Below are 20973 nucleotides of genomic sequence, written 5' to 3'. Positions count from 1 at the left end.
AATCATGCCATGCCCGAAACACTGACCGTTGCCACGTGGAACGTCAACTCCATTCGCGTCCGCCTGCCCCACGTGCTGGACTGGCTCGAACGCCACGAACCGGACATCCTGTGTCTGCAGGAAACCAAGGTCCCTGACGCCGATTTTCCATTTGAGGCTTTTGAGCAACTTGGTTACGTAGCCAGCGTGTACGGACAGAAAGGTTACAACGGCGTGGCTATCCTCTCCTTTGAGCCACAGCAGCAGGTTCGCTATGGCTTACCCGACGATGCGCCCGATGACCAGCGGCGGTTTCTGCTCGCCACGATCGGCGGCGTCACCGTGGCCTCGGTGTACGTACCCAACGGCGAAGCGGTCACCTCGCCGAAGTTTGCCTACAAGCTGTCCTTTCTGGAGCGGCTCACGCACTTTCTGACAAGCCATCTGACGCCGGAGATGCCGTTTCTGCTCTGTGGTGATTACAACATCGCGCCGGCTGACATTGATCTCTACGACCCGGAAAGCAACCGCGAGACGGTGATGTTCCATTCGCGGGAGCATGCGTTTCTGGCGCGCTGGCGGCAGTGGGGACTGCGCGACAGCGTCCGCGAGCAGCATCCCGACGAGCCGGGGCTGTATAGCTGGTGGGACTACCGTACGGGTGGGTTTGCGCGCAACCGGGGCTGGCGCATTGACCACATCTGGGCAACGCCGGTTCTGGCGGATGCTTGTCTGTCAGCCAGCATTGACCGCGCCGAGCGCGGCCGGGAACGTCCCTCTGACCACGCACCGGTCGTGGCCACCTTTCGCCTTCCGTCAAAAACCAGCGGCTGAACCGACCACCCGAACATCAAAACCGCCCACCACAGGCACTGTGGTGGGCGGTCAGACATCGTGCGGTTCAGGTGAGGTTACTCAAGGGCTTTCTTTTGGGCCGGGCCGAGTGTCCGTTCTGTGCCAAAGGATTCCGACAGCGCCGTGGGTTCATCGGGGATGAGGCCCATCTGGCGCTTGTAGGCGATGAGGGCATCCTGGGCCTGAACGTTATAGACTTCACGTTCGAGCTGTGCCATCTGGCTGTCCACACCTGACGTGGACAGCTCCATCTTGGCTTCGGCGGCTGCGGCGCGGCGGTTGATTTTCTCGCGCATTTCATCAAACGAACCGGCCGTATCCCCCACCTGGAAGGAAGCCATCGTGGCAGCAAGCTGCTCCTGCATCCGCGCACGCTTGCTCTCGCCGATAAGCTGCATGGCCTCGTCCTGCTTGCGCTTCATCTTGAGCAGGTAGTCATCGCGGAAGCGGATGGCCTGCTGCGAAGCTTTCTTGGCCACCACGAGCTGTTCCTTGGCGCGGGCCAGCGAGTTCTGCTTTTCCTGCATGGAGGCAATGTAGGTGGTGGCAATGTCGTCGCGCCCCATCTTGATCGCGGCTTTGACCTTGCTGTCGAGTTCGGTGATTTCGCGCTCCAGCGTGGCGACCTCCCGTTCGAGCAGCTTTTCATTGGACATCACCTGCGCGACACTTTCGTTCAGCTTCGGAACCTGGTCGCGCATGTCACGGATGACCTGCTGGAGAATGAGTTCGGGGTCTTCAGCAGCGTCAATTATCCCCCCAAAAATCGAACGGAACAGGCGCTTCAACCTTTCCCACATGTGCCGGGTGCCTCCGCCAGTAAAATGTCCTGAGCCAAGCCTGAACAACTCCACGCCATTTGCCTTTGATTTGGCAGACCTGCTCAAGCTGTGCCGCAGTCTAGCAGCCTTGGGTACAAGTTCCAAGCACGTTGCTCCCTGCCTTCACAGGCAGCACAGCGCGGAACGTGGGAAATTTTCAGACTTTTATGACCATATTGTGTCAAACATCCTGCGACTGGCATCCAACACGACCAAATCAGAGGGGAAACATCACGTGGGTCAAAGGTGTGAAATATCAGCCAGCGTCCGGCGGGGCGCACGGGTGCGAACGCGGACGGCGACGTACTGGTTGGTGCTGGGTTGCCTCCTGGTCAGCCTGTGTCCGGGTGGATTCATGTTTCCACGGACGACAGCCACAGCTTCCGTGGCAGCCTTTGCCAGTGGTTATGATCTGAGCGGCGTCCGCAGCCAACTCCAGACGGCGGTCGCTGCCAGTCAGCCGCCGGGGCTGTCCCTGAGCCTTCGCCACCGTAATCGCCTGATCTTCCGGGAAGCCTATGGACGCCTCGCCTTCGGCGTCCCCTTCACCACCGAATCACGGGTCTTTCTGGCTTCCTCAACCAAACTGATTTCCATGGCGGCCGTGATGGTCTGCGTGGATCGGGGCTTGATCCGGCTCGATGACCCGGTTGGCGCATACCTGCCCGCTTTCCGCGACATGCCCGTTGCCGGCTCAACCCAGCGGGCAAATCCCACCATTCGGCAGTGTATGGCGCACACTTCGGGGATGCGCGGCGCTTCCGCTGCCCTCGACAACCCAACCATCACGCTGGAACAGGCCGTGGCCATCATTGCGCAGGAAAACACGCCGCTGCGCGCCCAACCGGGTACGGAGTTTTTCTACGGCGGCGCCTCGATGCATGTGGCCGGGCGCGTGGTCGAAGTGGTGACCGGCACACCGTTTGACACCTTCGTGCGGCAGAACATCCTCACGCCGTGCCGCATGACGCGCACAGCCTTTACGGAATCGGGTGACTTCACCGCCAATCCGCGCGTGGCCGGTGGCATGTGGTCAACCCTCGACGACTACCTGAACTTCCTCACCATGCTCTATGCCAACGGCATCTTCGAGGGGCAGCGCGTCCTGTCGGCCGCAGCCTGTCTGGAAATGCGCCGCGATCAGACCCAAGGTGCGCGCATTGTTTCCTCGCCCTACCAGGGCTACGGACAGGCGGACACCCGCTATGGCTTCGGATGGTGGCTCAATACGCTCGACAGCAATGGCGTTGGCATCAACGTCAGCGACGGCGGCGCGCTTGGCACGCTGCCGTGGATTGACTACCGCACCGGGGCGTTGGGCGTCTTCTTTGCCCAAACACCGCTCAGTCAGGTCTTTCAGCTTACAGAACAGCTCCGGGCCAGCGTCAACAACGCCGTGCAGCAGGCCACGCCACCCCGTCCCGGTCCCCGAACGGTTGGGGTGCGCCCCGGCAACGGCAACGTGTACCTCAAGTTTGACAATGCTTCGGGCTTCGCGGACATGAACTTCTTCTACGGACAGGCCGGCGACATCCCCGTAGTTGGCGACTGGGATGGCGACGGCGTGCAATCCATCGGGATTTTCCGGCAGGGACGGTTCTTTCTCAAAAACACCAACGGCCCCGGTGTCGCCGACGTGGTGTTCGACTTTGGCGCACCGGGAGACCGACCCGTGGCCGGCGACTGGAACGGCGATGGACGCGACACGATTGGGGTGTACCGGAACGGCGTCTTCCTGCTGCGCGACACCAACGACGCCGGCCCTGCCGACTACATCATCAACTACGGCAACCCGAACGACCTGCCCGTGGTTGGTGACTGGAACGGCGATCTGTTCACAACCGTTGGCTGCTTCCGGCCGTCGGACGGCTTTGCCTACCTGCGCAACACCAACACCAGCGGCTTTGCGGACGTGGCCTTCTTCTACGGTCTGGCCGGCGACCTGCCCGTTGCCGGCGACTGGACGGGACAGGGCTTTGACACCTTCGGCGTCTATCGCCAGGGGACGTTTTTTCTGCGCAACTCAAACACGCCCGGCTTTGCCGACTTCGCGGTTCAGCTCGGACTTCCCGGCGACCTGCCTCTGGCCGGACGCTGGCGCTAACGGGCCGGGTGCTGACCGGGAAGCTCCGCCGTGCGCCCGGCGGGCAGGCTCAACATGTTGGCAAAGACGCGATAGGCCCCTGCCACTCCGGCCGGTAACTGCCGGAACCAGGCATAGCCGGTGTAGATGTAGTGTCCCCGCCCCAGCCGCGTGATGACCAGCCCGCCGGCGTTGGGCGCTTCTCCGGCATCGTGGCTTTCCAGCAGCGCCGTGTAGCGGTCATCCCAGGTGTCCCAGTCGTACAGTGACCGCTCCTGCACCCAGCCTTCCCAGTCCTGCGCCGTGATCCGGTTCGGCACGTTGAATACTGGATGGTCCGGCTGCAACACCGTGACCGGGGCGGTTTCATCCGTGGTGCGCCGCGCCATGGTTGCCGGAAAGGGTGGAAGCCCCCGCACAACGTAGTCTGGGCGCTGGTACTGCACGATGAGCGTCCCGCCCTGCCGGACGTACTCCAGCAAACGGGCGTGCTCGGCAGCAAAGTCCGGGCGGGTTTGTGAAGCGCGAATCCCCACCACGATGACATCAAAAGCCTGCAAATCGCCGGTGGCCAGCGTGTCCTCATCCAGAAGCGTCACCGGCAATCCCATCCGCCGGATGGCCTGCGGCACCAGGTCCCCGCTGCCCATGACGTACCCCACCTTGACTGGGGCAACCCGGATGTCACTGACCAGAACGGTCAACTGGGCAGGCGGATAGAGACGGCGGGTTGGAATGTGCGGATAGGCAATGACCTGCATAGTGCGGTCATACCGCTGACCGTTGCTCGTCGCGGTGGCCGAGATGGTGTAACGCCGGGCTGGTGTCGCCGGTGGAACAACCACCTCGAAGACGAACGGTTGCTTTCCCTTTGGCGGCAGCGTGAAGGCAACTTCGGAAGGTGTGACGCGCCAGCCACGGGGAACATCGAGTTTGACGCTGCCGCTGCGTTCCGTCTGGGCATGGTTGGTGACGGTTGCCACGATACGCTGCGGCGCTGATTCCTGTTCGTCCTCCCGTTCGTCAGTCTTCGGAACAACCAGCAGGGTATCGCTCAGGCTGACCGAAAGCGGCGGTACAAGTTCCACCTCCCGTTGCACTTCACCGCGCACCGGATCAGCGTAGCGATACCTGAGCGGGACACCAAACTGACAGGGCCGCCCAAAGATGCGCCCATACCCGAAAATGTCCAACACCGACCGGCCCGGGCGTACCGGCCAGTCAGGGTGGGGCGTTATCTTCAAGCGGACTGACGCCAGGTAGCCCTCTGGAAAACGTTTCTCCTCCAGCCACGTCGTATCCACGTGGAGAGACATGATGAAGTTGCCCATCTCGAAACGGGGCGCGTCCATCTGCCAGGGGGTGAACACGATATTGAGTGTGTCGCCTTCGGTCACAGTTTCAACATCAGCCCAGGCCGCCGGTTGAAACCCGGCGGCCAGTAGAAAGGCCCGCCCCAACTGCTCCCACTTGACATCAAGCGCCGATGACGGCGGCGGGGGCGCTTTACCCGGCCCATATCTTTCGCCAATGCCGACCGGCTCCATACTTTCCGGTGGCGCGCCGTCAAGCAACCGCCGACACCGCATCAGCTTTGCGTAGGCTTCGGTCAGAACCTGATAGGCTTCCGTCGGCGTGACACAGCCTGCCGCCAGACGATCCACCATCGTCTGGATGTCAGCGAGCAACTGCCGGGCTTCCTCCGGGGCCGACGCCTCCACCAGGCTGCACAGGCTGGTGTCCAGACCATCAAACAGGCTCTTTTCGTTGGCTGGGTCCGTTGGCACGCGGCTTTCGACGAGCTTCACCTGGGAAAACTGCTCGCCTTCCGGCTCCAGCGCCCCCATTTCCTGTGACTTGTGCTGGCTGCGCCCATGCATGGCCACCTGAAAACAGGTTCGTCCGAGTACCGGGTCATAGATACCGGTGGGAATTTTGAGCGGCGGATGGGGATTGTCCGGCGGCGCAACGTCGGCACTGACATAGAGTTTTTGCACCTGCCAGGCCGGGCCGAGTTCGGGATGCCAGTCGGGATCGCCGGCTTTGGCAAAGGCCAGCCGCGTGAGATAGCCGCAGTACTGGTGATGGCCGTGGCCGTCACGGGGCGTCCCGCCCCAGCGCGAGACAATGACCAGCGGCTTGAACCGGCGGATGACTTTGACCACGTCCTGCAAAATGGCATCGGGGCCGTGCATGGCATTCCACTTCGCCTCGGTTTCCTCGCGGGTCTTGCTGAAGCCGAAGTCAAAGGCGCGGGTAAAAAACTGTTCGCCGCCATCGAGGGCGCGCGCCTGGAGCAGTTCTTCGGTACGGATCACCCCAAGCGCCTCGCCCTGCTCCGGTCCCAGGATGTTCTGCCCGCCTTCGCCACGGGTCAGCGAAAGGTAGCCCACCCGCGCGCCATCCCCCCGCGCCAGACGGGCGATAAGCGCCGAATCCTCATCATCGGGATGGGCCCCGATGTGCAGGACGCTGGCCGTTGTCGGAAGCCGCCGGAGCTGAAGCTGAAGCCCAACCAGACCCGGCGCATCATAGCCGCGCACTTGGGCGTGCGCTGCCGGAAACAGGGGACGCACCCCGCCTGCCACCAGCCAGAGAAGCCATATCACCGTCAAAGCGAGACGCATCGTTGTGGTTTCCTTGACCGCCGGCCGTCGTTCCTCCAGATGGTTCAGGTGACAGACGCCATCCCGTCCCGAAGCTGCTGCCAGACGGCCCGGCTCTTTGGAGGGCGCTCCAACGCCAGACATACCAGTTGTCCGTTGAGCGCGGCCAGTTCGGCCAGTGTATCGGCGGCTGGCGCATGATGCCAGAAATCACCCGGCGACTGACGCTGTATTGCGGCATAAGCCCGGCGCGCCGGCAGGCTGATGTCCCGCCCATACGCGAGACAGGTTGTGCAGCCCGGCGTGCCGTCAGCGGACAAGCGCGCGGCTGGCGTGGACAGCAAATCCACACCACACCGGGCGCAGTGTTTCCAGTCCGGCAGAAAACCGGCCAGCCGCAGGAGCCAGGTTTCAACATAGACCATCAGGGCATCAGGCGTTTCCGGCCGTGGCGTCTGCGCGTGGCGGTCGGCCAGATCGCACGCTGCGGCGAGCAGGCGATATACAGGGTCGTTGGCCTGATGTGCCGGAAACAGCTCACTGGTGAGTTCGGCCCAGTAGGCCAGCATCGCCATCAGAACCGGATCGGACGTTGCCGCGAAGTGCAGGCGCTTGACATCGCAGGCCACAAGCGACACAAGTTCCTGTCCCTGGCGTTCGCGGTACACCACGCTCACCTCGGAAAACAGCTCCAGCGCCGCGCCGTACTTCTGGCGTTTGCTCTGGGCCCCGTAGGCCACGGCGCGCACCAGCCCGCCGCTGCGGGTAAACAGCACGACCACTTTGTGCGCTTCGCCATACGGGTAGGTACGGAGGACGAAAGCGTCGCTGGTGTGTAACGTCGTTGCCGCCGACATACGAGGTTTGCAGTGGCTTCAAAATCCAGCATGCTTGCGCCGTGCGCGCCTGGGCGCACCATCAGCGACACCCTGCAATGAAAGGAATCTTCCGGCACATGGCCGAATACATCAACCGCCAGTGGCGACTGGCTGCCCGTCCGGTGGGCAACTTCAAGGATAGCGATTTCACCTGGCATGAAGAACCCGTTCCCGACCTTGCGGATGGGCAGGTACTTGTCCGCAACATCTATCTCTCGCTCGACCCGACGAACCGCATCTGGGCGGCGCAGGATTCCTACCTTCCGGCCGTGCCGCTGGGAGATGTCATGCGCGGCGTGGCCGTCGGTGTGGTTGAAACCTCACGGCACGCGGGCTTTCCGGTGGGCACCTTTGTTCAGGGACTGCTTGGCTGGCAGCTCTACTACGTCGGCAACGGACAGGGTTTGACGCCGATTGCCAAAATCCCCGGCCACTCCCTGCTGCTCTATCACGGCGTTCTGGGCGCCATTGGACTGACGGCCTACTTCGGCCTGCTCGACATCGGCCGCCCCAAAGAGGGCGAAACCCTTGTGGTGTCGGCCGCGGCCGGAGCCGTCGGCTCGCTGGTCGGCCAGATTGGAAACATCAAAGGCTGCCACGTCGTGGGCATTGCCGGCGGGCCGGAAAAATGCCGCTGGATTGTCGAGGATTTGGGCTTTGACGCCGCCATTGACTACAAGCACGAAGACGTTGCGGCCGCACTGGCACAGCACTGCCCGAAAGGCATTGACGTGTACTTTGACAACGTGGGCGGCGCAATTCTCGATGCGGCGCTGGCCCGGATGAACAACTTTGGGCGCGTTGTCGCCTGCGGCGCGATTTCGCAGTACACCAGTGAGAAACCACCCGCCGGGCCGGCAAACTTCCTGCTCGTCGTCAGCAAGCGGCTGCGCATCGAAGGCTTCATCGTGCTCGATTACCTGCCCCGCTCCATGGAAGCCATCCCGCAGCTTCTCGAATGGATTGCCCAGGGACGCCTCAAGTACCGGCTCGATGTCGTTGAAGGTCTCGAACAGGCACCCAGGGCCGTGCAGAAACTCTTTGACGGCTCCAACATCGGCAAACTTGTCGTCAAGGTCTCGGATGAACCCTGACGCAGCCCGTTGCTGACTGACGCAACGATGACGCACAACGTTCTGATTGTCGCCGGAGAAGCTTCTGGCGATGCTCACGCGGCGGAACTCATCCACCAGATGCACCTTCTGGCCGGGCAGAACGGCGTGGCTCCGCCACGGTTTCACGGGATGGGCGGCGAACGTCTGGCGGCGTCCGGCGTTGCGCCGCTCATCCGCATGGAAGCCGTCAGCGTCATTGGTATTGTCGAAGTGGTACGTCATCTGCCGACCATCTGGCGCACCTTCCGGGAACTCGTGGCCGGCCTTGACCGCGACCGCCCCGATGCAGCCATTCTGGTTGACTTTCCCGATTTCAACCTGCGTCTGGCGCGTCAACTCAGGCGACGGCAGATTCCGGTCATCTGGTACATCAGCCCGCAGGTCTGGGCCTGGCGCAGCGGACGGGTCTCGCAGCTCAAACGGCTCGTGACGGACATGCTCGTGCTGTTTCCGTTCGAGGTGGACTTCTATGCCCGCCATGGCATGGATGTGACCTTCGTCGGGCATCCGCTGCTCGACCGTGTGCCGCGTTTCTCGCCGGATGAAAAACGCTTCCTTCGGGAACGTTTCGGACTTGGCACCGATAGCCGCGTCATTGCCCTGCTGCCGGGCAGTCGCCGGTCGGAACTGCGCCACTATCTGACCCCAATGCTCGACGCGGCCGAAAAGCTGGCGCGTCATGACGCATCGCTGCGCTTTGTGATTCCACGTGCACCGTCGCTTGCAGAGGACGATTTCACGCCGTGGCTGCGGCCGGCCCGTCTCCCGGTCAAGCTCATCCCGGACGCCTTCTATGAAACGCTCGCCGTGGCGGAGGCGGCCGTTGTCGCTTCGGGCACCGCCACGCTGGAGACGGCACTGGTTGGCATTCCGATGGTCATCGTCGGCAAGGTCGCGCCCTTGACGGCAATGTACCTGCGACGCTTTGCCCCGCTGCCTTACGTCGGACTTGTCAACTATGTGATGGGTGAAGTGGCTGTGCCGGAACTGCTCCAGGAACACGTCACCGGCGAAAACATTGCCCGGCGGCTGCACGACCTGCTGCACCAGACGGCGGAACGGGAACGTTTGCAGGCCGTCTATGCCGCCATTCGGGCGCGACTGGGCGAAACTGGCGCTTCGGCGCGTGCGGCGCAGGCCGTATGGCAGCGTCTGACGGCGCTCCCGCATCGGGCGGCGCTGCCATTTCAGGCGCAGCCGCAACCCGACGCCCACGCCCCCTGAACGTGTTTCGCCGGGCAGGTCTTTGCCGGGAAGCACATCAGGCGCTCTGGCGGGCGCGGTCATACGCCTGCACGATGAGCTGCACCAACCGGTGCCGCACGACATCCCGGTTCGTGAACTCGACAATGGCAATCTCGCGGATGTCCCGCAGCACGGTCATGGCCTCGATGAGGCCGGACAGCTTTCCGGCCGGCAGGTCAATCTGGGTGGCATCGCCCGTCACCACCACCCGCGACCCGAAGCCGATGCGCGTCAGAAACATCTTCATCTGTTCGGAGGTGGTGTTTTGCGCCTCGTCGAGAATGATGAAGGCTTCAGACAGCGTCCGCCCGCGCATAAAGGCCAGCGGCGCAACTTCGATGATGCGCTTTTCCAGCATGCGGGTGATCTTGTCGGCATCGGCCAGATCAAACAGCGCGTCGTAGAGTGGACGCAGATAGGGATCGACCTTGTCCTGCAGATCGCCCGGCAGAAACCCCAGCTTTTCACCGGCTTCAACCGCCGGGCGCGTCAGGATGATCCGTGAAACCTTCTTCTGCCACAGGTAATGCAACCCCATGGCGACGGCGAGAAAGGTTTTTCCCGTTCCGGCCGGGCCGATGCCAAACACGAGTTCGTGGGTTTGCAGGGCTTCGAGATAGCGGCGCTGCGTCGGCGTCCGCGCCGAAACCATTTTCCTCCCGGTCGGGTTGAAACGATAGGTCTTGGAAAAGAAGCTTTTGAGGGAGGAGGTCCGGTCATCGGCAATCTGTTTGAAAGCCTGACGCAGTTCCTGGCTTGACGGGGCCGCACCTTCAATGACCAGTTCGGCAAAGTCGGTCAGAATGGACTCGACCACGGCCATGTCGGACACTTCACCTTCGATGGTCACCTCGCTCCCGCGCGCCCCGATGCGGACGTTCAACAGGGATTCGAGATACCGGATGTTTTCGTCATAGGGTCCGAACAGGACTTCGAGCCCCTCGTCAGGAAGCGTCAGTTTCTTCAAACCACCACCTTGATACTGAGTCGTGACCACCAAAATTCAATCGGTTTGACCTGCCGGCTACTATCGTAAAGCCACCGGCGGGTGTCAACGGCAGCCGGTCTGACTTGCACGCGCCGTCCGGGTGTGATTTTCCATGACCGCATGTGGCGGCCCCGGTCGGCCGCCTTTCACTGCCCAGACCGTTCTTTCCAGAAAGGTTCGACGCCGTGCGTTACCTCACCCACAAACCCTTCACCTGTCAGCTTATTGCCGTGGTGGTCACGGCCTCACTTGCAGTCATGGCACAAACAACCCGTCCGACACCACCCATTGCCAAAACGGAACCGCGCGTTTTCGAGCTGCATGGCGACCGGCGCGTGGATGACTACTTCTGGCTGCGCGATGACAAACGTCAGAACCCGGAAGTGATTGCTTACCTCGAAGCCGAAAATGCCTACACGGAACGTGTCCTGGCGCCGCACAAGGCATTCGAGGACAAGCTGTACCAGGAAATGCTGGCGCGTATCAAGGAAACCGACCTCAGCGTTCCCTATCTGTACCGCAACTTTTTCTACTACTACCGCACCGAACAGGGCAAACAGTATCCCATTTATTGCCGCAAAAAAGGTTCACTCGATGCCCCGGAAGAAATCCTCGTTGACCTCAACCAACTTGCCGAAGGCAAATCCTTCATGGCGTTGGGGGCATTTGCTGTCAGCGACGACGGCCGGCGGCTGGCCTACACAACGGATGAAACGGGCTATCGCCAGTACAAGCTCCACATCAAGGATTTGACCACCGGCGAGCACCTGCCGGACACCGCCGAGCGCGTCACAAGCGTCGAGTGGGCGGCCGACAACCAGACCCTGTTTCTGATCATTGAAGACCCGGTGACCAAGCGCTCCAACAAGCTTTTCCGGCACACCCTGGGCGGCAAAACCGAAGAAATCTTTGAAGAAACCGACGAACTCTACAACCTGGGACTTGACCGTACCCGTGACCGGAAATATCTCACGCTGCTCTCCATCAGTTCGACGACAAGTGAAGTCCGTTACCTGCCCAGTGACCAGCCACAGGGAACGTTTCAGGTGCTTTTTCCCCGTACCGAAGGCATCCGCTACTTCGCCGAGCACCGCAACGGTGAGTGGTTCATTCTGACGCAGGATGGCGGCAAAAACTTCCGCATCGTACGCGCTCCGGTCAGTGATCCGTCCAAATCCAACTGGCGTGAATTCGTCCCGCACAATCCCAAGGTCAAGATTGAGTCCATTGACCTGTTTACCCGGCATGCCGTTGTGACGACGCGGGAGGATGGTCTTCAGAAGTTCACCGTGTTTGATCTGGAGCAGGGCAAATCACACCTCATTGCCTTTCCTGAACCGGCTTATGCCGTCGGGGGCGCAACGAATGCCGAATTTGAAACCACCAGATTCCGCTATGCCTATGAGTCGCCCATCACACCGCGCTCGGTCTATGAGTACGACCTGGCTACGCGCCAGCAAACCCTGCTCAAGCAGAATGAAGTTGTCGGCGGTTATGACAAGACGCAGTACGTCACAAAGCGCCTGTTTGCGACCGCATCCGATGGCGTGAAAATCCCGCTCACCGTCACCTACCGGAAAGGTCTGCGGCGAACCGGCAAAAACCCCACGCTGCTGTACGGCTACGGGAGCTATGGCGTCTCGATTCCCGATGGTTTTTCCTCCAACCGGCTGTCCCTGCTCAACCGGGGAATGATCTTTGCGGTTGCCCACATTCGCGGTGGCGGCGAAATGGGTGAGGAATGGCATGAGCAGGGCAAGCTGATGCAGAAGAAAAACACCTTCACCGACTTCATCGCCTGTGCCGAGTTTCTCATCCGGGAGAAGTACACCTCGCCGGCGCATCTGGCGATTCAGGGCGGCAGCGCCGGCGGGTTGCTCATGGGCGCCGTGACGAACATGCGCCCCGATCTGTTCCGCGTGGTCATTTCGCAGGTGCCCTTCGTGGACGTGATGAACACCATGCTCGATCCAACCCTGCCGCTGACGACCGGGGAATACATCGAGTGGGGCAACCCGAACGAGAAGGCGGCTTACGACTACATGCGCTCGTATTCGCCCTACGACAACCTTCAGCCCGGAAACTATCCGGCCATGCTTGTCATCACGGCGCTCAACGACAGTCAGGTGGCCTACTGGGAGCCGGCCAAATACGTGGCCAAGCTGCGGACGCTCAAAAAAGACGACCGTCTGCTGCTGCTCAAAACCAACATGGGCGCCGGGCACGGCGGTGCGTCAGGACGCTACGATGCCTTGCGCGAAACGGCGTTTTACTACACGTTTCTGCTCACGCAGCTTGGCATCGGGAAGTAAGCCGGGCGGCGGTCCCAACTATGCTCATCAAACGGCCCGCCGACATCAAAGGCTCGGAAATCACACCCGAACGGCTGTATTTCGGGCGGCGGACGGTGCTGCAGGGTCTGGTGGCGGCAGGTTCACTGGCCGCCACCGCCGGGCTGTATCATCTCTTTGCCGGTGCGACGCGCCGCCCACCGGCGGGGCCCGGACCGCGTTCGCTGGTGACGGCGCCCGTCGGCGACCGGCGTCTGACGACTGACGAGCCGCCGACGGACTACGACGACATCACGCACTACAACAACTTCTATGAGTTTTCGACCTCCAAGCACGATGTGGCCTATGAAGCCCGCGCGCTGGTGACACGCCCCTGGACGGTGACGGTTGAAGGCGATGTCCAGCGTCCCCAGACCTTCGACATAGACGATCTTCTGCGCCGCTTTCCGCTTGAAGACCGGGTGTACCGGCTTCGCTGTGTCGAAGGCTGGTCCATGGTCATTCCCTGGGTGGGCTTTCCGCTGGCTTCCCTGCTCAACCTGGTCGAGCCACTGGGCAGGGCGCAGTTCGTGGCGTTCGAGACCCTGCACGATCCGAAACAGTTTCCCCTGCAACGCGGGCGGCTGCTCGACTGGCCCTACCGTGAAGGGCTGCGGCTGGATGAAGCCTTGCATCCGCTGACGCTGCTTGCTGTGGGCTTGTACGGCAAAACCCTGCCCAACCAGAACGGCGCCCCGCTGCGGTTGGTTGTGCCGTGGAAGTATGGCTTCAAAAGCATCAAGTCGGTGGTGCGCATTGTGCTGACGCCCCGCATGCCACGCACGACCTGGCGCGAAACCGTACCGCGTGAATACGGCTTTTATGCCAACGTCAATCCGGCGGTGAGTCATCCCCGGTGGAGCCAGGCCACCGAACGGCGCATTGGTGAGCTCACCCGACGGCCGACCCTGCTGTTCAACGGCTACGCCGACCAGGTAGCGCATCTTTATGCCGGCATGGACCTGAGAACCTTCTACTGAACGCCGCCCCGCATTCAGAAGGCAGCCTAGACCCGATTCGCCTTGAGTTCGGCGAGAGAATAATACGTGCCGCGCCAGGTGATGCCGCGCCCCAGAAGGGTTCGCAGGGTGGCATTCCACACGATGAACATCATCAGCAGGACGGTCAGCGGAAAGAGCGGGACGTGTCGCCACCGGACGCCGTACCGCAGCGAGTTGTCGGCATAGAGCGCCAGCCCCAGCCCGACGTTGAGCAGGTTGACCGGCCACACCCAGCCGCTTGTCACCAGCAGCGCCAGGCAGGGCCAGACAAACAGCAGAAACAGCGTGAGCGGCCCGGCGACAGCCAGCGCCAGGTTGTAATCCATACCGGCAAAAGTGTTCTTTTCAAGCCCCCGGATGAGTTCGCCCAGGGAGTGATACCAGGTGACGGACAGCAGTTCCTTGCCGGCCACCAGTTCCTGTCGTCCGCCGGCCAGCTTGATGATTTTGCCAAGTTTCATGTCGTCATCGGGCCGCATCCGAATGGCAGCGTGCGTACCGGCGCGCTCGTAGGCCGTGCGGCGGACGAGATTGAATGCACCAATGCCGACAAAGACCGTACTGCGCGGGTCGCGCGCCCGCCACGGACGCACAAACATCGAGAAACACATCGTGAAGGTGCCGAGAAAGGCCGTCAGCCAGAAGCCGGGCAGGGGGACCTCGGGCCCGACGGCGACGTGGTCAAGGCCTTCGGCAAGGGCAAAGGCCACAGCACGGCGCACGGCGCTGGGGTGCATGATGATGTCGGCATCGGTAAAGAGCAGGAAATCGCCGGTGGCTGCCTGCGCTCCGACCCAGTGGGCGTGATTTTTTCCCAGCCAGCCGGAAGGCAGCGCGGTGACGGTCACGGTTTTGAGCGCCGGGAACTCACGCTGAAGGCAGGCCAGAACGTCGCCGGTGGCATCGGTGGAACGGTCATTGACCACGATGATGTCCAGCCCCGGATGGTCCTGGGCCAGCAGTGACCGCAGCGCCGGCTCGATGGTGTCGGCTTCATTGCGGGCCGCGACAATGATGCTGACGGTCGCCTGTGGGCGGACATCCGGCCCGACGGCATCCGCCAGAAAGCGGATGGCCCGGTTGCCGCGCCCAAGGGCAACCAGCGAAGCCACCAGAACGGCACCGGTCACGATGGCCAGGCTTTGAAGCAGAAGTTCCATGGTGTGATGCCAGCCTTTGGACGTGCTGTGCAACGAACTGCGGACGTTACCCGACGTGCTCAAGCTTAGCGCCACGGAACCAGTGCCAAAAGTGCCCGAAGCGGTCTCAAGGTGGCTGAGCAGCCGAACCACCCTGGACCCAGCGGCATGGACTTTGGCTGACGGCATCACCGAATCACGCCAGCAGACAGCCGGGCTGCTCACCACAGCCGGCCCAGTATGTTGCCCGGTGTAGCAAGCTTCGGGTTGCCACCACTGGCATCCACAACCAGTATGCTTCGTGGACGAAGGGGCGGGAGTACCCCACGCGAGTGAAGTGCCGGTTTGGGGGGAAAGAAGGACAGGTGGTTTTGGATCAGTTGCGGACGGTGGACAGGGAACGCCTGGTCAGGCGACTTGGAGTGAGGACCCGTGAGACAGGACGGGCGGTGCCAGGGGTGCTGACAGAGATGTTTGCAGACAGACGGTGAGTGCCCAAGCGGTGCTTTCACCAATCACTTGCAGTGTGGGCAGGCGGAAGTGGAAATTCAGCAAACCAACGCCTCACAACCCAAGTCGTTCCCCCAACCAGTCGCGCAGCATAAAGTAGCGCACCAGTTCAGGCTTTCTTGTCAGGTTTTCCTGCGTTCGTTTTTCAGAGCGGTCTGGAGGGTAGCCACAACCTGCTCCGGCTGTGGCACGGTGGCAATGAGACGCTGGTAGGGCGCGCCAGGCCGCAAGGTGACGACAACCGCCGGGTCCCGGCGGTACACAGCCACCACATCGTTGCCGCCCTGCCGGAGCATCGTCCCCAGCACAATGACCCACGGGATGCCGGTGCCAAAGCGCAGGCCATCGAGGATATCCCACGGATCATCCACTTTCTCAACCGCCTGGATGTCCTCGAGTCCGACGGTAGCGCCGGAACGCAAACCGCCCAGCTTCTCCAGCGGGGAAAACTTCAACGCCAGTTGTCCATCACGGATTTCAAACGTCGCCATAGCTCCCTTCCCTCCAGGTGAAGACCTCAAGGTGAAGGCTTCCTTGGATGTCTCGCCGTCCCTTCGCCCGCAACCTTCCGGTCCATAACCTTCCCACGGCCGCACGCCGGATGCCCCTTACGACAACGCCAGACGGCAACTGTGTGCTGCGAGACTGGTCAGCGGCATGGTATGACGTACATTCAAAGTCATACACCAGCAGGAATATCCCGTCCGCAAGAAAGTGAGTAACTGAACGGTGACGCCATCTTCTTCTCCCGTGGTGTCGGGCCTGTCGAGTGTGGCCGAGCAGTTGCAGGCACTGGAGTCCGCCATCGAGACCGTCGTACGGGGCAAGCACGATGTCGTCCGCCTGGCCCTGGTCACGCTCGTCGCCGATGGACACCTGCTCATCGAGGACGTGCCTGGCGTCGGCAAAACCACGTTGGCACGTACCCTTTCCCGCGCCCTGGACTGCTCCTTTCAGCGCATCCAGTTCACCAGCGATCTGCTTCCCAGCGATGTCCTGGGGTTGAGTGTCTATGACCAGGCTTCCGGCCGTTTCGAGTTCCGTCCGGGCCCCATCTTTGCCAACGTCGTTCTGGCTGACGAAATCAACCGCACCACGCCCAAAACCCAGAGCTGCCTGCTCGAAGCCATGGCCGAAGGACGGGTGACGATTGAAAACCAGACGTTTGACCTGCCCAGGCCCTTCATCGTCCTGGCGACGCAGAATCCCGTCGAACACCACGGGACCTATCCCCTGCCGGAATCCCAGCTCGACCGGTTCACCATGCGCCTCAGCATGGGGTATCCCTCAGCCGAAGACGAACGGCAAATCCTGCTCGGCAAGGCCCGTCGCGATCCCCTGCTGGAGATGAAACCGGTGCTGTCGGCGGCGGATATGCTGGCGTTGCAGGAACGCGCCCGTACGGTGCGGATGGATGACGCCCTGGTGGACTACCTGCTGCGCATCGTCAACGCCACCCGCACATCGGAACTGCTGGAAATGGGTGTCAGCCCACGGGGCAGCCTGGCGCTGTTTCGCGCAGCACAGGCGCAGGCGCTCTTTGACGGACGCGACTACTGCCTGCCGGATGACATCAAGCGCCTCGCCATTCCGGTCCTCTCCCACCGGGTCATCGTCAGTCCACGTTATGCCGGTGGGGGACGCGAAACCGATGACGCCCGGTCGGCACTCGAAGAAATTCTCAAAACCGTGGCCGTGCCCCTGTGATCCCCGGCAGTGGACACATCCAAAAGGGGCACAGGCACCGGCCACAGTCGGGGCATTCGCCGGCGCAGCAATCCTGAGCGGTAAGCCTGATCAGCGGTTGGTCAGCAGAACAACGCCGTCCTGAACGAAGACGCGCAAGGGCGGCGGGGGTGGCTCATCGGGAACCGGCGCGGCGTTCGGCTTGGGCCTGGCAACCCGATGGGAGGACCTGCCATAGCGCGCCATGATGGTTTTGACATAGTGGCGCGTCTCGGTGATGTTGGGCACCTGATAACCGCTGCGAATCACGCGATGTTCGCCAGCATTGTACCCGGCCAGCGCCAGCGAGACATCGCCACTGAACATATCCAGCAGCAGGCGGAGGTACTTGACTCCGCCTTCGATGTTCTGGCGCACGTCGAAGACATTGCGCGTTCCCATCCGGGCGGCCGTCCCGTCAATCAACTGCATCAGCCCTTTGGCCCCGGCCGGCGAGACCGCGTAGGGATTGAAACCGGACTCCTGGCGGATGACCTCGACAATCAGGCGTGGATCGACGCCGTACTTGGTGGCCATTTCCATAATCACGGCATCGAGTTCCGGCTTGCCAGTCGAAATGGGCGTCAGCGGCTCAGCCGACACCAGCTTTCCGGGCTCAGGTGGCGGCAGGGAACGACTGACCAGAATCCACGTGCCATTGGCATCCTGCCGCGCCACGAGCTCAGACAGCGGTGTTTCCCGGGCCGTGTCACTGGCCGCGCCACTGGTGGAGACGGCTTCCCCCGGCGTTTCACCCGGTGGTGTCGCCGTTTCGCCAGCCGGCAGGTTGGCAGACGAAGCCAGCGCCGGAGAGGCCGGCGCGTCGGTTGAAACCGGTGTTGGCGCTTCCGGTGACACCGGAAGCGTACGCGGCACGCGAAAGTCATCATTCGTGTGCATTCGCGGTTGTGTCCCTGTTCCCTGCGCCGTTCCTTGGGCGGGCACCGGAGCATTCGTCAGGCAGAGACCAGCCAGCAAAATCAGGGGTGACATCAGCCACAACGCGGGCCGGTTGCGCCGCGACTGCCCGGGCCCCACGGCCCATTGCATCGTTCGGTTCGTCATAAGCCAAGTCTTCGATGCCGGGCAGTCTAGGTGTCAGGTCCGGGACTGTCAACCGCCGGCAGGATGGGCAACCGTCCCAGCCACAGCAGACTTAACCTACTCGCCACTCGCTGCTCGCTGCTCGCCACTCGCTGCTCGCCACTCGCTGCTCGCCACGTGGGAAACCGTCCCGGCCGCAGGCCGCCTCAAGTGGTGGAGTCGTCATCGTGGATGGTGCGCAGACTCAGAATCTCGAAGTGGCGCAGGCCCTGGGGTGTTTGCACTTCGACTTCATCGCCGGCCTGCTTGCCCATAAAGCCCCGCCCCAGGGGGGAGGAGGTTGAAATCAGGCCCTGCGAGACATCAGCTTCCTCCGGCATGACCAGGCGGTAGGTCACTTCGACATCCTTATCGAGGTCAAGCACCCGCAGCGTGGAACCATACGCCGCCCGGTCCCGGGGCAACGAATCAAGATTGATGGTGGCCAGTGCCGCCAGCCGCTGGTGCAGCTCCGCGACCCGCGCCCCAACCAGCCGGACCCGCTCGCGCGCCGCCTGATATTCCCCGTTTTCGCGCAGATCGCCATAGGCCGCCGCCCGTTGCAGTTCGCGCGGAAGATCAACCTTCAGTTCCTGTTCGAGCTGCCGTAGCTCCGCTTCGAGTTTTTCCCTGACATTCATCGCCATCACTCCGAAAAATCCATGGATATTGCAGCTTTGTCTTGATGCATCACGTGGTGACTGGACAAATCACAGGCCAAGACTTGTAGGGTGAATACCGGTCATTTATACTCGTGACGGCTTCAGACTTGGCTATTGTTTTTCTGTCCTTACCGACGGATGTCCATATCGTCGCCTGGCGGTGGGGCCCGGGCGACGGGTACGCCGTTGTAAAACAAATGAAATAACCATTCCAGACGATACCACAGGCCATATCACCACCAAGTTAGTCTTCACACAACGGGATACACCACGGGGTGTCACCTCCCTCAAAAGATTCCAACCCCACCGGCGCACCAGCGACGGAGGCCTCGATGGACTTAAGCAAGCTCCTCAACGTGATTCGCGGCAACAAGGCTGCCGACGCATCGGCAGCGCCCAAAGACCGGCCGGAAACAGAACCTGTCATTCCGGTTGAAGTCTCCCCCACGGTTGCCGCGGCCGACCATCCGCCTCCTCCGGTGCGGACCTCCGGGAGTGTTGTCCAGTCCCTGCTCGGTCAATTCACTGGCGGACACCGCGAGCCTTCACCACCAACTCCACCCAAAACACCGCCGCAAGGGACGGCCAATGGCTACGATGATGTTCTGGCCTCAGTGCTCCCCCCTGGAGCGGCGGCCTCATCCCCGGCAACGACAGACACGGCAAGGAAGACGCCGCCCATGGATACCGCCGCCCCCCTCGATGGCGACTGGTTCGACGTATCGCTGGACGAAAAGGCCCCTGTTGTCCCTCCGGCAGTGGATGTGCCCGTTTTGGACCTGCCACCGGATGTGCCAGCACCCAACGTTGCCCCGGCAAACGTTCTGACGGATGCGCTTCTCACTGCCCCGCCGGTTGCCCCGGCCGTCGCTCCCTTCGAGGTCTCCGGCAGGGTTGACCTGAGCTGGACGCCCACGGAACCCCCTGCCGCCCCCTCCCCTGTGGCAGATTTTCCCTCCCAGGATGACAGGATGGACGCCGGCATGCCGCCAACTCCGGCACCGCCCATGGCTGCGCCGCTGGCCACCACCCAGCCCGTGGAAGCTTTCTTGGCCGAAAGCACTGCAGAAAACGCCTACGTGCCACCACCGCCGATGGATTTTGCTTCGGCAGCCGGAGGTTTTCCCCAGGGAGCGCCCATGGAAGCGCCGCTAGCCCCCGTCAACGACTGGGGATTTCCTCCCACTGACACCCTGGCAATGCCCCCCACAAGTGCAGCAACGCCGGTTTCAACCGCCGGGCTGGCAGCACCGATGGCAGAACCAGCCGCAGCCAGCGTGCCAGATGCCCGACCGGCAAGCTGGTCAGACTGGCTGATTGAAAACCTCGATGAAGCCCTGATGGTGCTCGACGCCCAAGGCATCCTCCAGCAGGTAAACCCGATGGCCGAATACCTGCTTGGCGCGCCACGGCAGGACCTGCTGGGGCGGTCACTGCTTGACATCAGCCAGCAACTCGGTGGCGACAACGCCCCCCTCTGGGAACACCTGGCCGTCACGTCTGAAGTCCAGCAGTTTTCAACAAACGTGACACTTCCCGACGGGCAGTCCATGATGGCTTCGTTCGTGGTGCTGGAGTTGCCCGCCCAAGACCCATGGCCGGGCGGGCGCGTCCTTGCCATCCGGGATGAAACACGCCTGCGCGCCGAATTTGCCCAGATGATGGAAGACCTCGCGCCCCCACCGGCCCCAGCTTCGGCCCTGCAGGTCACGCCCGAACAGTTGACCGCCATGCGTACCTCACTTCAGATGGTTCTGGGCTTTGCCGAGCTGTTACACCGTGGTGAGTACGGGCAGATGAACCCCCAGCAGTTCGAGATGTTCCGCAACATCGAGCACCATGCCAAACAGCTTGCCGAGTGGCTGGGGCTTCCGCAGTGACCACGCCGGACACCATGCCCCCACGCAAGATTGACCTGACGGCAGACCTCCTGCCGCCGCTGGAGTTTATTGC

Annotated in this window: 17 protein-coding genes; 9 read left to right on the top strand and 8 right to left on the bottom strand. The window is 62.2% G+C overall.

Annotation, left to right across the window (positions count from 1 at the left end; all coding sequences use genetic code 11):
- Positions 1 to 9: 9 nt before the first annotated feature.
- Positions 10 to 813: an exodeoxyribonuclease III gene (gene xth, locus J8C05_RS03210; RefSeq protein WP_246840736.1), complete on the top strand. Its 804-nt coding sequence runs from the start codon at positions 10 to 12 to the stop codon at positions 811 to 813.
- 77 nt (positions 814 to 890) lie between these two features.
- Here xth and J8C05_RS03205 read toward each other — a convergent pair whose 3' ends face one another.
- A complete protein-coding gene (locus tag J8C05_RS03205; protein ID WP_211422761.1) occupies positions 891 to 1634 on the bottom strand; it encodes a PspA/IM30 family protein in 744 nt (247 codons plus the stop codon).
- A 376-nt stretch (positions 1635 to 2010) separates the two neighbouring features.
- Here J8C05_RS03205 and J8C05_RS03200 point away from each other — a divergent pair, with 376 nt between their 5' ends.
- Complete coding sequence (locus tag J8C05_RS03200; RefSeq protein WP_211422760.1) at positions 2011 to 3759, top strand: serine hydrolase domain-containing protein; 1749 nt, start codon at positions 2011 to 2013, stop codon at positions 3757 to 3759.
- Here the strand turns inward: J8C05_RS03200 and J8C05_RS03195 are convergent.
- On the bottom strand, positions 3756 to 6488 hold the full coding sequence (locus J8C05_RS03195; protein ID WP_211422759.1) for a PIG-L family deacetylase: 2733 nt from the start codon (positions 6486 to 6488) through the stop codon (positions 3756 to 3758). The two genes, J8C05_RS03200 and J8C05_RS03195, sit on opposite strands and share 4 nt — an antisense overlap.
- On the bottom strand, positions 6410 to 7201 hold the full coding sequence (gene recO, locus J8C05_RS03190; protein ID WP_211422758.1) for a DNA repair protein RecO: 792 nt from the start codon (positions 7199 to 7201) through the stop codon (positions 6410 to 6412). The genes J8C05_RS03195 and recO overlap by 79 nt, the downstream gene beginning before the upstream one ends.
- Positions 7202 to 7299: 98 nt before the next feature.
- Between recO and J8C05_RS03185 the strand changes: the two genes are divergently transcribed.
- Entirely contained in the window at positions 7300 to 8316 is a 1017-nt protein-coding gene (locus J8C05_RS03185) for an NADP-dependent oxidoreductase (protein WP_211422757.1), read from the top strand.
- A 27-nt stretch (positions 8317 to 8343) separates the two neighbouring features.
- Entirely contained in the window at positions 8344 to 9561 is a 1218-nt protein-coding gene (gene lpxB / locus J8C05_RS03180; RefSeq protein WP_211422756.1) for a lipid-A-disaccharide synthase, read from the top strand.
- Positions 9562 to 9598: 37 nt separating this feature from the next.
- Here the strand turns inward: lpxB and J8C05_RS03175 are convergent, their stop codons facing one another.
- Positions 9599 to 10549 (bottom strand): PhoH family protein, encoded by a 951-nt coding sequence (locus tag J8C05_RS03175; protein ID WP_211422755.1) that lies wholly within the window; start codon positions 10547 to 10549, stop codon positions 9599 to 9601.
- A gap of 206 nt (positions 10550 to 10755) precedes the next feature.
- On the opposite strand from J8C05_RS03175, the gene J8C05_RS03170 reads away from it, so the two are divergent.
- Together J8C05_RS03170 and msrP are read left to right on the top strand one after the other, a co-directional pair.
- Positions 10756 to 12882 (top strand): S9 family peptidase, encoded by a 2127-nt coding sequence (locus tag J8C05_RS03170; protein WP_343316638.1) that lies wholly within the window; start codon positions 10756 to 10758, stop codon positions 12880 to 12882.
- Positions 12883 to 12902: 20 nt separating this feature from the next.
- Positions 12903 to 13880: a protein-methionine-sulfoxide reductase catalytic subunit MsrP gene (gene msrP / locus J8C05_RS03165; protein ID WP_211422753.1), complete on the top strand. Its 978-nt coding sequence runs from the start codon at positions 12903 to 12905 to the stop codon at positions 13878 to 13880.
- A gap of 26 nt (positions 13881 to 13906) precedes the next feature.
- On the opposite strand, the gene J8C05_RS03160 is transcribed toward msrP, so the two are convergent.
- Complete coding sequence (locus tag J8C05_RS03160; RefSeq protein WP_211422752.1) at positions 13907 to 15061, bottom strand: glycosyltransferase family 2 protein; 1155 nt, start codon at positions 15059 to 15061, stop codon at positions 13907 to 13909.
- Positions 15062 to 15219: 158 nt separating this feature from the next.
- Between J8C05_RS03160 and J8C05_RS15690 the strand changes: the two genes are divergently transcribed.
- Positions 15220 to 15531 carry a type II toxin-antitoxin system PemK/MazF family toxin gene (locus J8C05_RS15690; protein WP_343316657.1) on the top strand — a complete coding sequence of 104 codons (312 nt, stop codon included), beginning with the start codon at positions 15220 to 15222 and terminating at the stop codon, positions 15529 to 15531.
- Between the two features lie 141 nt (positions 15532 to 15672).
- On the opposite strand, the gene J8C05_RS03155 is transcribed toward J8C05_RS15690, so the two are convergent.
- Positions 15673 to 16041, bottom strand: a complete 369-nt coding sequence (locus J8C05_RS03155) for a hypothetical protein (RefSeq protein ID WP_211422751.1) — start codon at positions 16039 to 16041, stop codon at positions 15673 to 15675.
- 238 nt (positions 16042 to 16279) lie between these two features.
- Between J8C05_RS03155 and J8C05_RS03150 the strand changes: the two genes are divergently transcribed.
- A complete protein-coding gene (locus J8C05_RS03150) occupies positions 16280 to 17257 on the top strand; it encodes an AAA family ATPase (protein ID WP_058866574.1) in 978 nt (325 codons plus the stop codon).
- Positions 17258 to 17347: 90 nt separating this feature from the next.
- On the opposite strand, the gene J8C05_RS03145 is transcribed toward J8C05_RS03150, so the two are convergent.
- Positions 17348 to 18340, bottom strand: coding sequence for a lytic transglycosylase domain-containing protein (locus J8C05_RS03145; protein ID WP_211422750.1), 993 nt, complete (start codon positions 18338 to 18340; stop codon positions 17348 to 17350).
- 185 nt (positions 18341 to 18525) lie between these two features.
- Positions 18526 to 18999: a GreA/GreB family elongation factor gene (locus J8C05_RS03140; RefSeq protein WP_211422749.1), complete on the bottom strand. Its 474-nt coding sequence runs from the start codon at positions 18997 to 18999 to the stop codon at positions 18526 to 18528.
- A gap of 353 nt (positions 19000 to 19352) precedes the next feature.
- On the opposite strand from J8C05_RS03140, the gene J8C05_RS03135 reads away from it, so the two are divergent.
- The gene (locus J8C05_RS03135; protein WP_211422748.1) at positions 19353 to 20900 is read left to right on the top strand and encodes a PAS domain-containing protein; all 1548 of its coding nucleotides are present in this window, start codon (positions 19353 to 19355) and stop codon (positions 20898 to 20900) included.
- The last annotated feature ends 73 nt before the right edge of the window (positions 20901 to 20973 follow it).

This window comes from Chloracidobacterium sp. N, assembly GCF_018304765.1.
GTDB classification, from domain to species: Bacteria; Acidobacteriota; Blastocatellia; order Chloracidobacteriales; family Chloracidobacteriaceae; genus Chloracidobacterium; species Chloracidobacterium aggregatum.
Note: the sequence above shows the minus strand (reverse complement) of the source record. Positions and strands in the feature narration are given on the sequence as shown.

What these genes read in the sequence shown, in the direction of transcription:
- J8C05_RS03155 (WP_211422751.1), bottom strand. Translation starts at nt 16,041, where the DNA reads ATGGCGACGTTTGAAATCCGTGATGGACAACTGGCGTTGAAGTTTTCC.
- J8C05_RS03140 (WP_211422749.1), bottom strand. Translation starts at nt 18,999, where the DNA reads ATGAATGTCAGGGAAAAACTCGAAGCGGAGCTACGGCAGCTCGAACAG.
- recO (WP_211422758.1), bottom strand. Translation starts at nt 7,201, where the DNA reads ATGTCGGCGGCAACGACGTTACACACCAGCGACGCTTTCGTCCTCCGT.
- lpxB (WP_211422756.1), top strand. Translation starts at nt 8,344, where the DNA reads ATGACGCACAACGTTCTGATTGTCGCCGGAGAAGCTTCTGGCGATGCT.
- J8C05_RS03185 (WP_211422757.1), top strand. Translation starts at nt 7,300, where the DNA reads ATGGCCGAATACATCAACCGCCAGTGGCGACTGGCTGCCCGTCCGGTG.
- J8C05_RS03205 (WP_211422761.1), bottom strand. Translation starts at nt 1,634, where the DNA reads ATGTGGGAAAGGTTGAAGCGCCTGTTCCGTTCGATTTTTGGGGGGATA.
- J8C05_RS03200 (WP_211422760.1), top strand. Translation starts at nt 2,011, where the DNA reads ATGTTTCCACGGACGACAGCCACAGCTTCCGTGGCAGCCTTTGCCAGT.
- J8C05_RS03145 (WP_211422750.1), bottom strand. Translation starts at nt 18,340, where the DNA reads ATGACGAACCGAACGATGCAATGGGCCGTGGGGCCCGGGCAGTCGCGG.
- J8C05_RS03160 (WP_211422752.1), bottom strand. Translation starts at nt 15,061, where the DNA reads ATGGAACTTCTGCTTCAAAGCCTGGCCATCGTGACCGGTGCCGTTCTG.
- J8C05_RS03135 (WP_211422748.1), top strand. Translation starts at nt 19,353, where the DNA reads ATGGACTTAAGCAAGCTCCTCAACGTGATTCGCGGCAACAAGGCTGCC.
- xth (WP_246840736.1), top strand. Translation starts at nt 10, where the DNA reads ATGCCCGAAACACTGACCGTTGCCACGTGGAACGTCAACTCCATTCGC.
- J8C05_RS03195 (WP_211422759.1), bottom strand. Translation starts at nt 6,488, where the DNA reads ATGTCTGGCGTTGGAGCGCCCTCCAAAGAGCCGGGCCGTCTGGCAGCA.
- msrP (WP_211422753.1), top strand. Translation starts at nt 12,903, where the DNA reads ATGCTCATCAAACGGCCCGCCGACATCAAAGGCTCGGAAATCACACCC.